Below are 15197 nucleotides of genomic sequence, written 5' to 3'. Positions count from 1 at the left end.
TAAGACGGCCATGTCAATCGCCTCCCTGTCCGCGGCGCCCGCCGCGCGTGCGCCCGCCGGGCCCTCGCGCCTGGAGCGTCTGAAGAGCGCATCGCGCCGCCCGGGCGAGGCCTCGTTCTTCTTCTACGACTCGCACTTCCGCAACGAGGCGGTCAAGGTGCTGCCCGGCGAGTTCTTCGTGCACGACGAGGACATCCTCATCATGACGACGCTGGGCTCGTGCATCGCCGCGTGCCTGTGGGACCGCGAGAAGAAACTCGGCGGCATGAACCACTTCATGCTGCCCGACGCCGGCGGCTCGGCCGACTGCGGCCGCTACGGCTCGTTCGCGATGGAACTGCTGATCAACGAGATGATCAAGCGCGGCGCCACGCGCTCGACGATGGAGGCCAAGGTCTTCGGCGGCGGCGCGGTCATCAGCGGCATGAACAGCATCAACGTCGGCGAGCGCAACACGACCTTCGTCATGGACTACCTGCGCACCGAGCGCATCACGGTGGTCAGCAAGGACGTGCTCGACATCTACCCGCGCAAGGTGTGTTTCCTGCCGCACAGCGGCAAGGCGATGGTCAAGAAGCTCGCTTCGGCCAACACCGAGGCGCTGGTGGCCCAGGAACGCGCGGCGGCGTCGCAGCGAGTGCCCGCCGGCAGCAGCGGCGGCAGCATCGACCTGTTCTGAACACGGCGACAAGCACGCAGGAGACCGTCAGGATGAGCAAGACCCGCGTCGTCGTCGTCGACGATTCAGCCCTCGTGCGCGGCCTTCTGGCCGAGATCATCAACCGCCAGCCGGACATGACCTGTGTCGGCGCCGCCGCCGACCCGCTGGTGGCGCGCGAGATGATCCGCAACCTGAACCCCGACGTCATCACGCTGGACGTCGAGATGCCGCGCATGGACGGCATCGACTTCCTGTCGCGGCTGATGCGGCTGCGGCCGATGCCGGTGGTGATGGTCTCGACGCTGACCGAACGCGGCGCCGAGGTGACGATGAAGGCGCTGGAACTCGGCGCCGTCGACTTCGTCTCCAAGCCCAAGATCGGCGTCGCCGACGGCCTGCGCCAGCTCGGCGACGACATCACCGAGAAGATCCGCACCGCCGCCAAGGCGCGTGTGCACCGCCTGGCTGCGGCGCCGGCGCCGGCCGCCGCCACTCCCGGCGCCGCCCGCCCGGCGACGGTGAGCCCGCTGGGCCGGCTGTCGACCGAGAAGATCATCTTCATCGGCGCCTCCACCGGCGGCACCGAGGCCACGCGCGAGGTCATCACCCAGCTGCCGCCGGACGCGCCGGCGGTGATGATCACCCAGCACATGCCGCCGGGCTTCACGAAGAGCTATGCCGCGCGGCTGAACGGCCTGGCGCGCATCCGCGTCGCCGAGGCGGTGGACGGCGAGCGTGTGCTGCCCGGCCACGCCTACATCGCCCCGGGCGGCCTGCACCTGTCGGTGGAGCGCTCGGGCGCCAACTACATCGCCCGCGTGCGCGACGGCGACCCGGTCAACCGCCACAAGCCCTCGGTCGAGGTGCTGTTCCAGTCGGCGGCGCGGGTCGTCGGCCCGAACGCGCTGGGCGTGATGCTGACCGGCATGGGCGCCGACGGCGCGCGCGCGATGCGCGAGATGCGCGACGCCGGCAGCTGGAATGTCGCCCAGGACGAGGCGAGCTGCGTCGTCTTCGGCATGCCGCGCGAAGCCATCGCCCACGGCGCGGCGCACGAGGTGCTGCCGCTGCAGCGCATCGCCACGGCGCTGATCGAGCGCCTGCGCAGCACCGCCGGCCTGGCGACGACCCGCGTCTGAACCACGCGGCCCCGGGCCGCAGGCCGGCCCGGAGCTTGCTCCCCCGTCGGGAGGGGCCGGCGGCAGCGGGTCTTCATGCCTGCCGGTAGGATCGACGCGGGCAAAGTCTGCAAGGAACTTATTTGGACGCGTGGTGGGTGAACGCCATCGCCGGCTTCGGTGTCGGCACCGTCGTCGGCATCACCGGCGTCGGCGGCGGGGCGCTGATGACGCCGATCCTCGTGCTGCTGTTCGGCGTGGCGCCGGCGTCGGCGATCGGCACCGACCTCTGGTTCGCGGCCATCACCAAGTCGGTCGGCGGCTTCGTGCACCACTCGCGCGGCACCGTCGACCGCGAGGTGCTCAAGCTGCTGTGCCTGGGCAGCCTGCCGGCCTCGCTGGCGACGCTGGCCTGGCTGCACCTGAGCAACGCCTCGCAGCTCAAGAGCGGGCTGCTGATGAGCGCGTTGGGCGCCGTGCTGCTGCTCACCGCGGTGGCGATGGTCTTCAAGAAGCGCGTGCAGGCCGTGGGCCTGAAGCTGCGCACCGTCTCGCCGGTCGACTTCAAGCGCTGGCAGCCGGCGCTGACCGTCGTCGCCGGCGCCGTGCTCGGCCTGCTGGTGACGCTGACCTCGATCGGCGCCGGGGCGCTGGGCGCGGTGATGCTGGTCTACCTGTACCCGTTCCGGATGACGCCGTCGCGGCTGGTGGGCACCGACATCGTGCACGCGATCCCGCTGACCATCGTCGCCGGCACCGGCCACCTGCTGCTGGGCAACGTCGACCTCGTGCTGCTGGGCACGCTGCTGATCGGCTCGATCCCCGGGATCATCATCGGCTCGCACCTGAGCACGCGCATGCCCGAGGGCCTGCTGCGGCCGGCGATCGCGGCGCTGCTCGTCGTCGCCGGGCTCAAGCTGCTGCACGTCTGAGCCGGCGGCTCAGGACGGCGCCAGGAACAGCTGCTGCAGGTCCGAGAGGAAGTCGAAACCGCGCACCGTCGGCACGAGGCGGGTGCCCTGGCGCTCCAGCAGGCCGCGCGCCAGCGCCTGCGTCAGGCCCGGCTCCAGCGCCGTCGGCGACAGGCCGGTGCGTTCGGCGAACAGGCCCGGCTCGAAACCCTCGCGCAGACGCAGCGCGTTGAGCATGAACTCGAACGGCAGCTCGGCGGCACCGACCTCGTGCTCGTTGGACACCGCGTGGCCGGCCAGCGCCTGCTCGACATAGGCCTGCGGCTCGCGCCAGCGCACCTGGCGCACGACACGTTCGGCGAACGACAGCTTGCCGTGCGCGCCGGCGCCCAGGCCCAGGTAGTCGCCGAAGTGCCAGTAGTTCTGGTTGTGCACGCAGCGGTGGCCCGGCCGCGCGAAAGCCGAGACCTCGTAGCGCGCCAGGCCGCCAGCCGCGGTGCGTTCGGCGATCAGGTCGAGCATGTCGCTGGCCAGGTCGTCGTCGGGCAGGCCTTCGGGCGGGCGCGACGCGAAGCGTGTGTTCGGCTCCAGGCTCAGGTGGTAGATCGACAGATGCGGCGGCGCGAAGGACAGCGCCGTGTCGAGGTCGCGCGCCAGCGCCGCCAGGTCCTGGCCCGGCAGCGCGTACATCAGGTCGAGGTTGAAGGTGTCGAAGGCACGCGCCGCTTCTTCGAGCGCGGCGCGCGCCTGGGCACCGTCGTGCACACGGCCGATGGCGGCCAGCGCGGCGTCGTCGAAGCTCTGCACGCCGACCGACAGCCGCGTCACGCCGGCGGCGCGAAAGGCGGCGAAACGTTCGCGCTCGAAGGTGCCGGGGTTGGCTTCCAGCGTGATCTCGCAGCCGGGCTCCAGCGGCAGGCGCGCACGCACCGCGGCCAGCAGCCGGTCGACCATGGCCGGCTCCAGCAGGCTGGGCGTGCCGCCACCGATGAAGACGCTGATCACCGGCCGGCCCCAGACGAGCGGCAGCGCGGCCTCGAGGTCGGCGATCAGCGCGGCCACGTACCGCGACTGCAGCGCCGCGTCGGGCCGGCCGCCACCCAGCTCGTGCGAGTTGAAGTCGCAGTACGGACACTTGCGCAGGCACCAGGGCACGTGCAGGTACAGCGACAGCGGCGGCAGCGCGTCCAGGCGCACGGCGCCGGGTTTCAGCCAGCGCAGCGTCGCTTCGGCGCGGGGCTCAGCCAAGGTGCCAGGCTGTCTGGAGCAGCGAGATCATTTGCGCCGCCGCGCGGGCCCGGTGGCTGTGCGCGTTCTTCGTCGCCGCGTCGAGTTCGGCGACCGTCGCGCCGAGTTCGGGCACGTGGACCAGCGGGTCGTAGCCGAAGCCGCCGCTGCCGCGGCGCTCGGCCAGCAGCTCGGCGTTCCAGCGCCCGGCGGCGACCAGCGGCTCGGGGTCGTCGGCATGGCGAAGCGCGACGATGACGCTGACGAAAGCCACGCGGCGGTCGGCGACGCCGGCCATGCGTTCGAGCAGCAGCGCATTGTTGGCCGCGTCCTGCGCAGCGCGGCGCGCCTCGCGGTCGGCCAGCGCTGCCGCCTCGGCCGGCAGCGGCGCGTAGTGCGCCGAGATCACGCCCGGCGCGCCGCCGAGCGCGTCGACACACAGCCCCGAGTCGTCGGCGATGGCCGCGCCGCCGACGGCACGCGCGGCGTGGCGCGCCTTGGCCAGCGCGTTCTCGACGAAGGTGTGGTGCGGCTCGTCGGCCTCGGTGACACCGAGTTCGCCTTGCGGCACCAGCTCGATGGGCAGCGTGCCGAAGAGCGCGCGCAGCTCCTTCAGCTTCTTCGCGTTGTTCGACGCCAGCACGAGGCGCATCGCGATGCTCCCGTCAGGCCGCCAGCGCCGCGCGCTGCGCGGCTGCCAGCTCGCCGATGCCCTTGCCGGCCAGCGCCAGCAGCGCGTCCATCTCGGCGCGCGTGAACGGCACGCCTTCGGCCGTGCCCTGGATCTCGACGAAACCGCCGGAGCCGGTCATGACGACGTTCATGTCGGTGTCGCAGGCCGAGTCCTCGATGTATTCGAGGTCCAGCAGCGGCGTGCCCTGCACGATGCCGACCGAGATCGCGGCGACCTGGTCGCGGATCGGCGAGGCGGCGATCTTGCCCTGGGCGAGCAGCCAGTTCACCGCGTCCTGCGCGGCGACGAAGGCGCCGGTGATCGCCGCGGTGCGCGTGCCGCCGTCGGCCTGCAGCACGTCGCAGTCGATCAGGATGCTGCGTTCGCCGAGGGCGCCGAGGTCGAACACCGTGCGCAGCGAACGGCCGATCAGGCGCTGGATCTCCTGCGTGCGCCCGCTCTGCTTGCCGCGCGCGGCCTCGCGGTCGCCGCGCGTGTGCGTGGCGCGCGGCAGCATGCCGTACTCGGCCGTCACCCAGCCTTCGCCGCTGCCGCGCTTGTGCGGCGGCACCTTCTCCTCGACCGACGCGGTACAGAGGACCTGCGTGTCGCCGAAGCAGACCAGGACCGAGCCTTCGGCGTGCTTGGTGTAGTGGCGGGTGATCGTGACGGGCCGCAGCGCATCGTGCGCACGGCCGCTGGAGCGGACGAAGGTCATGGCGGGAGGATCGAAAACGAAGCCGACATTGTCGCCGCCCCGCCCCACCCTCCACGCTCACCGAACTGGAGCCCCTGCTGCAGGGGCCGGAGAGCCCGACGGACAGCGCCAGCCATCCGGCGCTCACCGCTTCTGCGATGAGCGCCGGATCGCCTCGTTGATCTCGCGTATCGAGCGTTCGATCTCCGCCTCGTCCAGTTCGTCGGCCGGCTCGCCCGCCATGCTGGCCTGGATCGTCGACGCGAAGACCTGCTCGCCGAGCGACAACGTGGAGACGCCGACCGCGTTGTCGCCGTCCTCGGCGCATTCCCACTCGACGGCGATCGCGGTGACGTTGTCGCTGCGCGCGCCGCCCAGTCGCAGCGCCTGCTCGACGAGTTCGGGTACCGCGTCGGAGATCGGACGCTGCGCCAGTTGCTCGGTGATGACGGCGTCGCTGAGGTGGCCCCACAGGCCGTCGGAGCACAGCAGGATGCGGTCGCCGGACTGCAGCACCAGCGGCCCGGCGGTGTCGACCACCGGCTTGCCGGGGCTGCCCAGGCAGGTGAACAGCACGTTGCGGTTCATGCGCTCGCCCATCGGCACGACCTGGGCCAGCGTGTCCTGCAGCTCCGAGTAGGAATGGTCGCGCGTGCGCGCGATCAGCTTGTCGCCACGCACCAGGTACAGGCGCGAGTCGCCGCAGTGCGCCCAGAACGCCTGGTTGCCCTGCAGCACGCAGGCGACGACCGTGGTGCGCGGCGTGTCGCCGAGCGCACGATCGCCGGCATAACGCAGCAACTGGTGGTGCGCGGCGAGGATCGCGTCGTGCAGCGTGCGCATCGGCTCGCGCAGCGAGGGCCGCGCCTCGCGCTGGAAGATCGCCGCCAGCGTCTGCAGCGCCAGCTGCGCCGCGACCTCGCCTTCCGGGTGCCCGCCCATGCCGTCGGCCAGCGCGAAGAGCCCGGCGTCGCGCGTGTAGCAGTAGCCCATGCGGTCTTCGTTCTTCTCGCGGCCGCCTTTGCGGCTGACCTGGTAGACGGCGAAGCGCATCGGGCGTCAGGCCTTCTGGCCGGTCTTGATCGTCTCGATCTGCAGCTTGAGCCGCTCGCTGAAGCTCAGCTTGGTGTAGCGGCGCTCGGTCTCGCGCGCCAGTTCCTTCTGCAGCGCGAACACGCTCTGCGGGCGCGACAGCGGGTCCAGCGACATGCACCACTCGGTGACCTCGATGAGGTTGTCCGAGTAGACGTTGCGCAGCCGCGAGAGCGACAGCGCCAGGCGGTCCTTCTCCAGGCGCTGCGGCGCGTCGTTGGGCGGGTAGCCCTGCATGCAGGCGTAGATGCAGGCGCCGATGGCGTAGATGTCGGTCCACGGGCCCAGCGAGCCGTCGCGGCGGTACATCTCCGGCGCCGCGAAACCCGGCGTGTACATCGGCCGGATGAAGTTGCCTTCCTTGGACAGCACCTCGCGCGCGGCGCCGAAGTCCAGCAGCACCGCCTTGTTGTCGTTGGTGATGAAGACGTTGGCCGGCTTGATGTCCAGGTGCAGCATCTTGTGCTGGTGCACGATGCGCAGGCCGCGCAGGATCTCGTCGAACAGGCTGCGGATCGTGCTCTCGCGGAACACCTTGTCGCGCTTGAGGTCGCGCGCGGTGACGATGAAGTCCTGCAGCGTGTCGCCCTGCAGGTAGTTCATCACCATGTAGACGGTCTCGTTCTCGCGGAAGAAGTTCAGCACCGAGACGACGCTCGGGTGGCTGATCTGCGCGAGCGAGCGGCCTTCTTCGAAGAAGCTCTTGAGGCCCAGGCGGTACAGCGGCTGCTTGTCGGGCTTGACGCGAGGCGTCAGCTCGCCGGCCGAACGCTCGGCCAGTGACGACGGCAGGTACTCCTTGATCGCGACGAGCTGGCGGTCCTGGCCCTCGGCCAGATAGACGACGCCGAAGCCCCCGGCCGCGAGCTTCTTGACGATCTGGTAGCCCCCGACCACGGTGCCCGAAGGCAGCGGAGCAGGTTTGGGCTTTGACATAATCGCCGGGCTTTTCGAAGGGTGGGATCCGATGGCGGTTTATAGCATGACGGGGTATGCCAACGCCGCTTCGGCCCCGGCCGGAGACGGTGGCGCGGCGTCCTCCGTTTCAGTGGAGGCGCGCTCGGTCAACGGCCGTTTTCTGGACCTGTCGTTCAGGATGCCGGACGACCTTCGGGGCCTGGAACCTGCGCTGCGCGACCTGCTCGGCACGGCCTTCCGGCGCGGCAAGATCGAGATGCGCATCTCGGCGCAGCGCGACAGCGATTCGGCCTGGCCCAACCCCAACCCGGAGCAGCTGAACCGGCTGCTGCGCCTGGAAAGCTCGGTGCAGGGCTGGATGCCGCAGGCGCGTGGCCTGTCGGTCAACGAGGTGCTGCAGTGGTGCCGCAACGGCGCCGGCGGCGAGCGCCTGGACGAGGCGGCGCTGGAAGCCGCGCGCCAGTGCATCGAAGGCCTGAAGGACGCCCGTGCCCGCGAAGGCAAGCGCCTGGTGGCGATGCTGATGGACCGCCTGGGCAAGCTGCGCGAACTGGCCGACAAGGCCGAGCCGCTGGTGCCGCAGGTGGTGCAGCGCCAGCAGCAACGGTTCCTGGAGCGCTGGAACGAAGCGCTGGCCGGCGCCAACGCCGGCAACAGCGTGCCGGCCGCGACGCTGCAGGAGCGCGCAATGGCCGAAGCCGCCGCGTTCGCGATCCGCATCGACGTCGCCGAGGAGCTGACCCGGCTGCGCTCGCACCTCGACGAGATCGAACGCCTGCTGAAGAAGGGCGGCGAACTCGGCAAGCGCCTGGACTTCCTGATCCAGGAACTGCAGCGCGAAGCGAACACGCTGGGATCGAAGTCGCCGGCGATCGAGCTGACCGCGATCTCCGTGGAGATGAAGGTGCTCGTGGAGCAGATGCGCGAGCAGGTGCAAAACATCGAGTAACGCCGCAACGCACCGCGCCCTCATCGGGACCACACGGTGAACCTCGCCGACGAGACCTGCCGCGAGCAACTGCTCCGCAACGGCCCCTGCGGCGCCTGGCGTGCGCTGCCAGGCAGCCACACGGCGCTGATGGACGAGGCCATCGTCTTCGTTGACGACGGCGAGGGGGAGATGCGCTTGCGCAGTGTGCTGCGGGGCGAATCGCGGCTGCGCTTTCGCTGGCGGCTCGCGGCCTACGGCGTCGTGCAGTGCCAGCCGCGCTACGACACGCCACTGGCCGGCGACGACGGCCTGCCCGAGGATGCCGACTGGTTCGAGCTGCCGTACGAGTTCCGGCGGCATGCCACCGACGCGGGCAGCTTCTGGGTGCTGCAGGAACGCGGCACCGCCGGCTTCTGGGAGATCGGCTCGCCGCTGGTGCCGGCCTGACGGTCCAGCGGGGGGCGGCTCGCGCCCGACCCGCCGGGTCCGGACGACCCAGCGCCGCTACAACCCAGCCTGCCGCCGCAACTCCTCGCGCCAGAGCCAATATCCCTCGTCGCTCGGGTGCAGCCCGTCCGCGGCGCTCAGCCGCTTCGGCTGCCGGGCGAACGGGTCGTCGCGGCGCTCCTTGAACAGGTCGACATAGGCGGCGTCGTGCCGCGTGGCAGCGTTGCGCACGACGCGGTGCAGCTCGCGCGAGCGCTGGGTCATCCACCAGGACCACGGCGGATAGAAGAACGGCGCATTGCCGACGTTGCCGGCCGGCACGACGATGACGCGCGGCGCCAGCACGCGGGCCCGGCCCAGCGCCTCGTCGACCGACGAACGCAAGCTCTCGGCGCCGGTCAGCCGCACGACGTCGTTGCCGCCGGCCAGCTGCAGCACGGTGTCGAAGCGTTCGCTGCCGCCGAGCTGGTCGACGACGTCGACGAACTTCGCGCCGTCCCGCGCCCGGTTGACGATCAACCAGTCGGCATGTTCCGCGGCGATCAGCCCCGCCAGCGACGCCCGCGGCGAACTTGCCCCGGTACCCACGGCGGTGCTGTCGCCGACGATCAGCAAGCGATGTGCGGGCGCCTCGGGCGACGCCTGGAACGGCTCGCTGGCACGGGCCAGTTCGGCCGAAGCCTGGATGCGCGACGCGGCGCAGCCGGCGGCGAGCAGCAGGCCGGCCGCGGCCACGGCCAGCGCGACATGCCGCGGGCGTGGCGCGGGGCGGGGCGGACGGTTGGAGTGCATGCGCGCCGGCCAAGCATTCGGCGTGCCCGGCGCGCTCGGCGGCGCGGCCACCGCCCCGGGCCTCAATCCACCGCTTCGGAGTACGCCTTCGGCCACACCGGCGCCGGCCGGTCGCAGCACTCCTGCCAGCCGCGCCCGCGCGGCGTGTGGCCGATGCCGGGGTTGAAGGTGTTGGTCGGGTCCAGCCGGCGGTAGTGGTCCACCAGTGCCGGCTTGGCGACGTAGAGGTGGCCGACGTTGTGCTCGGCCGGGTACTCGGCGCGGCGCGCGTCCAGCAGCTCCCACATGCGGTGCTCCATCGCCAGCGGGTCGACGCCCGGCTTGACGATGTAGTCCTGGTGGAAGACGTGGCAGAAGAAGTGGCCGTAGTAGAGCTTGTGCACGATGTCGCGCTCCAGCTCGTCGGGCAGCTGCTCCACCCAGGCGCGGTCGTTGCGGCGCAGCGCGACGTCCAGCGCGACGATGTCGCCGACGCGGCCGCGGTGCGCCTCGCGGTAGCGGATCGCCGCGCCGGCGATCGCGAAGCGGTGCAGAAAGGCCTTGCGCCCCTCCTCGGCGTCGCACTCGAACCAGGCGCCGGTGGCGCTGGCCTCGAACTGGCGCGCCAGGTACTCGCGCGTCGCCTCGGCCTGGTCGTTGGACACGCGGATCAGCAGGTGGTGCTCGTAGCGGTCGCGCCACTCGCGCATGCGTGCCGGCAAGTGGCTGGGCATGCGGTCGGTGATCGCCTGCACGACACGGTCGGTCACGCCGCGCAGCCCGAAGCGCTCGAAGAAGCCGTCGATGCGGCTCTTCAGCGCGAAGGCCTTGGGCACGCGCGCGGTGCCGAAGCGGTCGATCAGCAGGAAGGTGTCCTTGCCGTAACGCTCGCCGATGTCGAAGGCCGTGCGGTGGATGTATTCGCCGGCGATCGGCAGCCGCGGCAGCGCGGTCAGCAGGTGGCGGCGCACGGAGGTCAGCTCGTCGGGCTCGTTGGTGCCGACGTAGAAGACGGTGCTGGCCTCCTTCGGGAAGGTGTCCAGCCGCACCGCGAACAGGCACAGCTTGCCGGCCGAACCCGAGGCCTCGAACAGCCGCGACGGGTCGGCGTTGAAACGTGCCGGCGTGTCGGCGTCGACGGCGCGCACGTGCTCGGCATAACGCGGGTCCGACGCGGCACGGCCGCTGTCGCGGGCGATGTCGGCCTCGCCGTATTCGCCGCGCTCCAGCCGCGTCAGGATCTCTTCCGGCGTGTCGCCGAGCGCGATGCCCAGGTGGTTGACGAGCTCGACGCGGCCGTCGTCGGCCACACGCGCGTACAGCGCCAGCTCGGTGTAGGCCGGGCCGCGGCGCACCAGCGCGCCGCCGGAGTTGTTGCAGATGCCACCCAGCACCGACGCGCCGATGCACGACGAGCCGATCACCGAATGCGGCTCGCGGCCCAGCGGCGCCAGCTGGCGCTCGAGCTGGTCCAGCGTCGCGCCGGGCAGGCAGACGACCTGCTCGCCGCCGGCGATGACCTGCACGCCGGCGATGCGCATCGTGTTGACGAGCACGATCTCGCGGTCGTAGCCGGTGCCGTCGGGCGTCGAGCCGCCGGTGAGGCCCGTGTTGGCGGCCTGCATGATGACGATGCGGCCGGCGGCCACCACAGCCTGCAGCACGCGCCACAGCTCCAGCAGGCTGCCCGGCCGCACGACGGCCAGCACCGGGCCTTCGCCGGTGCGGTGGCCTTTGCGGAAACGGCGCGTGGCCTGGTCGTCGGTCAGCACGTGCGGCGCGCCGACGGCGGCGCGCAGCTGCGCCAGCAGGGCTTCGCGGGAGCTCATTCGCGCACCAGCAGGTCGGGGCCGATGTCGGCGACACGCGCGACGCTGGTCAGCGTCATCGCCACGCGCATCTCCTTCTCCATCAGCGCCAGCAGGTGGCGCACGCCGGCTTCGCCGGCGGCGGCCAGGGCGTAGATGTAGGCGCGGCCGATCATCGTCGCGTCGGCGCCCAGCGCCAGCATGCGCACCACGTCCAGGCCGTTGCGCACGCCGGAGTCGGCGACGATCTTGATCTGGCCCTTCACCGCGTCGGCGATCGCCGGCAGCGCACGCGCCGAGGACAGCACGCCGTCGAGCTGCCGCCCGCCGTGGTTGGAGACGATGATGCCGTCGGCGCCGAAACGCACCGCGTCCTTGGCGTCCTCGGGGTCGAGGATGCCCTTGATCAGCATCGGCCCGCGCCAGAACTCGCGGATCCACTCCAGGTCCTTCCACGAGATCGACGGGTCGAAGTTGGCGCCCAGGTAGCCCATGTAGTCCTGCAGCCCGACCTGCTGGCCGCGGTAGGTGGAGATGTTGCCCAGGTCGTGCGGCTTGCCCATCAGGCCCACGTCCCAGGCCCAGCGCGGGTGCGTCAGGCCCTGCCAGTAGCGGCGCAGCGGCGCGTTCGGGCCGCTCATGCCCGAGTGCATGTCGCGGTAGCGCGCGCCGGGCACCGGCATGTCGACGGTGAACACCAGCGCCGAGCAGCCGGCGGCCTGGGCGCGCTCGAGCGCGTTGCGCATGAAGCCGCGGTCCTTCAGCACGTAGAGCTGGAACCACATCGGGCGCTGGATCTTCGGCGCCACCTCCTCGATCGCGCAGACCGAGACGCTGGACATCGTGAACGGGATGCCCTGGGCTTCGGCGGCGCGGGCCGCCTGCACCTCGCCGCGGCGCGCGTACATGCCGGTGAGGCCGACCGGGGCCAGCGTCACGGGGATGGAGAGCTTCTCGCCGAAGAGCTCGATGCTGGTGTCCAGCTGGCTCATGTCCTTGAGCACCCGCTGGCGCAGCGCGACGCCGGCGAGGTCGTCGACGTTGCGGCGCAGCGTCTGCTCGGCGTAGGCGCCGCCGTCGATGTAGTGGAACAGGAAGGGCGGGAGCCGCCGGCGGGCGGCTTCGCGGTAGTCCGCGGTGGAGGAAATGATCATGGCAAGTGAAGATCGTGGGGCGGCAGCAGCGGCGGCGCCGCGTCGGGCGGCAGGCGCAGCAGCCGCTGGCGGCGGGCGTGGTCCTCGGCTTCGCGCTGGATCGTCTGGCGCACGTGCTCGAGGTGGTCGACCATGCTGGCGCGCGCACGCGCCGCGTCGCCGTCGACGATGGCCTGCATCACCGCCTGGTGTTCGGCGGTCAGCCGGCGCAGCGTCTCGGGCGCGCTGAAGCGGAACATGTCCTCGCGGTTGCGCGTCACCGTCGACAGCACGACGGTGAACAGGCCGTGCATCACCTGCTTCAAGACCAGGTTGTGCGAGGCCTCGGCGATGGCGAGGTGGAACTGGGCGTCGGAGCGCGCGGCCTGCTCGGCGTGGCCGCTCTGCTGGTGCTCGATCATCACGTCGAAGGCCCGGCGGATGCGGTCCTTGTCGGCGGTGGTGGCACGCTGCGCCGCGAGCTCGGCGGTGGCCGTCTCCAGCGCGTGGCGCGTCTCGATGACGTCGAAGCGGTAGCCGGGGTCGGTGTCGAGCAGGTTCACCAGCGGCGCCACGGCCTCCTGCAGCCACTCGGCCTGGGCCGTGGACTGCAGGTAGGTGCCGTCGCCCTGGCGCGCCGCCAGCACGCCCTGGCTGACGAGCTTCTGGATCGCCTCGCGCAGCGAGCTGCGCGAGACCCCCAGCTCGGCGGCCAGCGCACGTTCAGCCGGCAGGCGCTGGCCGGGTTGCAGGCCGCGCGCCTGCACCAGCGCCAGCAGCTTCTCGACGACGTGATCGACCAGTCGCATCGGGGTGTCCGGGAGTTCAGTGACCCGGAATCATCCACGGCAGCAGGTAGGCCTGGACCGTCGTCATCGCGCCGATGATCGCGGCGAACACCAGGCTGTGCTTGACGGTGAAGCGGAACAGGTCCGACTCGCGCCCGGCCAGGCCGACGGCGGCGCAGGCGATGGCGATCGACTGCGGCGAGATCATCTTGCCGGTGACGCCGCCGGTGGTGTTGGCCGCCACCGTCAGCACCTCGGGCAGGCCCAACTGCTGCGCGGTGGTCGCCTGCAGCGCCGCGAACAGGGCGTTGGCCGAGGTGTCCGAGCCGGTCAGGAAGACGCCGATCCAGCCCAGGAAGGGCGAGAAGAACGTGAACGCGCTGCCGGTGTGCGCCAGCGCCAGCGCCAGCGTCGCCGACAGGCCCGAGTAGTTGGCGATGAAAGCGAACGCCAGCACCATGCCGATCGAGTAGATCGGCGTCGCCAGCTCCTTCAGCGTCTCGCCCAGCGTGGCCGCGGCCTTGGCCGGCGACAGGCGCGAGAACAGGATGGTCAGCAGCGCGGCCAGCAGGATCGCGGTGCCGGTGGCCGACAGCCAGTTGAAGTTGTAGACCGCGCCGTACGGGGTGGCCGCGGTCACCACCGGCGGCATCTTCTCGACCAGCTTGTCCAGCAGCGGCACCGGCAGGCTGATGACGGTGGAGGCCAGCGGCCCGCCGGCGGCGAACAGCGCCTTGAACGGCTTGACGCTCCACACCGTCACCATCGCGGTGAGGATGATGAACGGCGACCAGGCCATCATCACCTTGCCCAGCGACAGCGTTTGCGCGGCCTTGGGCGCCGCGGCCGGCTGGCCGGCGGCGTCGTCCTGCTCGAAGCGGAAGATGCGCTTGGGCTGCCAGACCTTCAGGAAGGCCGTCAGCGCGACCATCGAGACGATCGCCGAGGTGATGTCCGGCAGCTCGGGGCCGACGTAGTTGGCGGTCAGGAACTGCACGACGGCGAACGAGCCGCCGCCGACCAGCACCGCCGGCCAGGTCTCCTTGACACCGCGCCAGCCGTCCATGATGGCCATCAGCCAGAACAGCACGATCATCGTCATGAACGGCAGCTGGCGGCCGGCCATCTGGCCGATCGCGAAGGCGTCGACGCCCGACACCTGGCCGGCGACGATGATCGGGATGCCCATCGCGCCGAAAGCCACCGGCGCGGTGTTGGCGATCAGGCACAGGCCGGCGGCGTACAGCGGCTTGAAGCCCAGGCCGACCAGCAGCGCCGCGGTGATCGCCACCGGCGCGCCGAAGCCCGCCGCGCCTTCGAGGAAGGCGCCGAAGCAGAAGCCCACCAGGATCAGCTGCAGCCGCTGGTCGGGCGTCACCGACAGGATCGACGAGCGGATGACGTCGAAGTGCCCCGTCTTCACCGAGATCTTGTAGAGGAAGACCGCGGCCACGATGATCCAGGCGATCGGCCACAGCCCGTAGAAGAAGCCGTAGACCGCCGACGCCAGCGCGGCGCTGACCGGCATGTCGTAGAACAGCAGCGCGACACCGAGCGCCAGCCCGACGGTGATCGTGCCGGCCTGGTAGCCCTTCAGGCGCAGCTTCGTCAGCGCGAGGAAGAAGAAGATGATCGGGATCAGCGCGACGAGCGCCGAGACCCAGACGTTGCCGGCGGGGTCGTAGTTCTGTTGCCAGATGGGTTGCATGGCCGTGTGACGTGCGGTCAGGGGTAACGGGAAAGGACCGCGAGCGGCCCGGAGCGGTTTCAGTCGCCGCTGGCGGCCCCGCCACCAGGGCGCCGGGGCCGCCAGGAGGCTCGCAGCACGGGTCTCGCGACCGTCACGCCGGCTGGCTCTTCGAGGCTGACTTCAACACTTCACGACCACGCCTTCGACCGAGATCGAGCCCGGATTGGTCCGACCAGTTGACGAAAGGCAGTGTGAAGCGGAGCGGATTCTGCGGATTTTCCCGAGCGGATGACTCAGGGTATTCCTGTACCCGACCGGTAACCACGGGGTGA

15 protein-coding genes are annotated in these 15197 nt (G+C 71.0%); 5 read left to right on the top strand and 10 right to left on the bottom strand.

Annotated elements, in window-relative coordinates; all coding sequences use genetic code 11:
- The first annotated feature begins 10 nt into the window (after positions 1–10).
- The 3 genes from cheD to G5B56_RS00245 all read left to right on the top strand — a co-directional run bounded on the left by cheD (position 11) and on the right by G5B56_RS00245 (position 2711).
- Positions 11–679: a chemoreceptor glutamine deamidase CheD gene (gene cheD, locus G5B56_RS00255; RefSeq protein ID WP_009858911.1), complete on the top strand. Its 669-nt coding sequence runs from the start codon at positions 11–13 to the stop codon at positions 677–679.
- Between the two features lie 32 nt (positions 680–711).
- Complete coding sequence (locus tag G5B56_RS00250; RefSeq protein ID WP_009858912.1) at positions 712–1800, top strand: chemotaxis response regulator protein-glutamate methylesterase; 1089 nt, start codon at positions 712–714, stop codon at positions 1798–1800.
- A gap of 137 nt (positions 1801–1937) precedes the next feature.
- Positions 1938–2711 carry a sulfite exporter TauE/SafE family protein gene (locus G5B56_RS00245; RefSeq protein WP_404947952.1) on the top strand — a complete coding sequence of 258 codons (774 nt, stop codon included), beginning with the start codon at positions 1938–1940 and terminating at the stop codon, positions 2709–2711.
- A 9-nt stretch (positions 2712–2720) separates the two neighbouring features.
- Here G5B56_RS00245 and hemW read toward each other — a convergent pair whose 3' ends face one another.
- From hemW to G5B56_RS00220, 5 genes are all read right to left on the bottom strand, one after another.
- On the bottom strand, positions 2721–3938 hold the full coding sequence (hemW, locus tag G5B56_RS00240; RefSeq protein ID WP_164962000.1) for a radical SAM family heme chaperone HemW: 1218 nt from the start codon (positions 3936–3938) through the stop codon (positions 2721–2723).
- Complete coding sequence (locus G5B56_RS00235; protein ID WP_009858915.1) at positions 3931–4569, bottom strand: non-canonical purine NTP pyrophosphatase; 639 nt, start codon at positions 4567–4569, stop codon at positions 3931–3933. Before G5B56_RS00235 ends, hemW begins: the two co-directional genes overlap by 8 nt.
- A 13-nt stretch (positions 4570–4582) precedes the next feature.
- Positions 4583–5308: a ribonuclease PH gene (rph, locus tag G5B56_RS00230; protein WP_009858916.1), complete on the bottom strand. Its 726-nt coding sequence runs from the start codon at positions 5306–5308 to the stop codon at positions 4583–4585.
- Between the two features lie 123 nt (positions 5309–5431).
- Positions 5432–6340 (bottom strand): PP2C family serine/threonine-protein phosphatase, encoded by a 909-nt coding sequence (locus G5B56_RS00225; RefSeq protein WP_009858917.1) that lies wholly within the window; start codon positions 6338–6340, stop codon positions 5432–5434.
- Positions 6341–6346: 6 nt separating this feature from the next.
- Positions 6347–7315: a serine/threonine-protein kinase gene (locus G5B56_RS00220; protein ID WP_029718643.1), complete on the bottom strand. Its 969-nt coding sequence runs from the start codon at positions 7313–7315 to the stop codon at positions 6347–6349.
- 31 nt (positions 7316–7346) lie between these two features.
- Between G5B56_RS00220 and G5B56_RS00215 the strand changes: the two genes are divergently transcribed.
- Together G5B56_RS00215 and G5B56_RS00210 are read left to right on the top strand one after the other, a co-directional pair.
- Positions 7347–8246: a YicC/YloC family endoribonuclease gene (locus G5B56_RS00215; RefSeq protein WP_081666893.1), complete on the top strand. Its 900-nt coding sequence runs from the start codon at positions 7347–7349 to the stop codon at positions 8244–8246.
- Positions 8247–8282: 36 nt separating this feature from the next.
- Complete coding sequence (locus G5B56_RS00210) at positions 8283–8675, top strand: hypothetical protein (RefSeq protein ID WP_164961999.1); 393 nt, start codon at positions 8283–8285, stop codon at positions 8673–8675.
- A gap of 57 nt (positions 8676–8732) precedes the next feature.
- On the opposite strand, the gene G5B56_RS00205 is transcribed toward G5B56_RS00210, so the two are convergent.
- From G5B56_RS00205 to lldP, 5 genes are all read right to left on the bottom strand, one after another.
- Positions 8733–9467, bottom strand: coding sequence for a GDSL-type esterase/lipase family protein (locus tag G5B56_RS00205; protein ID WP_164961998.1), 735 nt, complete (start codon positions 9465–9467; stop codon positions 8733–8735).
- Between the two features lie 62 nt (positions 9468–9529).
- Positions 9530–11275 carry a D-lactate dehydrogenase gene (gene dld / locus G5B56_RS00200; RefSeq protein ID WP_164961997.1) on the bottom strand — a complete coding sequence of 582 codons (1746 nt, stop codon included), beginning with the start codon at positions 11273–11275 and terminating at the stop codon, positions 9530–9532.
- Positions 11272–12408, bottom strand: a complete 1137-nt coding sequence (lldD, locus tag G5B56_RS00195) for an FMN-dependent L-lactate dehydrogenase LldD (protein ID WP_009858922.1) — start codon at positions 12406–12408, stop codon at positions 11272–11274. Before lldD ends, dld begins: the two co-directional genes overlap by 4 nt.
- Complete coding sequence (gene lldR, locus G5B56_RS00190) at positions 12405–13196, bottom strand: transcriptional regulator LldR (RefSeq protein ID WP_164961996.1); 792 nt, start codon at positions 13194–13196, stop codon at positions 12405–12407. Before lldR ends, lldD begins: the two co-directional genes overlap by 4 nt.
- Positions 13197–13212: 16 nt before the next feature.
- Positions 13213–14883, bottom strand: coding sequence for an L-lactate permease (gene lldP / locus G5B56_RS00185; RefSeq protein ID WP_009858924.1), 1671 nt, complete (start codon positions 14881–14883; stop codon positions 13213–13215).
- Positions 14884–15197 lie beyond the last annotated feature (314 nt).

It is taken from the genome of Rubrivivax sp. JA1026, assembly GCF_011065555.1.
In the GTDB taxonomy this organism is placed as follows: Bacteria; Pseudomonadota; Gammaproteobacteria; order Burkholderiales; family Burkholderiaceae_C; genus Rubrivivax; species Rubrivivax benzoatilyticus.
Note: the sequence above shows the minus strand (reverse complement) of the source record. Positions and strands in the feature narration are given on the sequence as shown.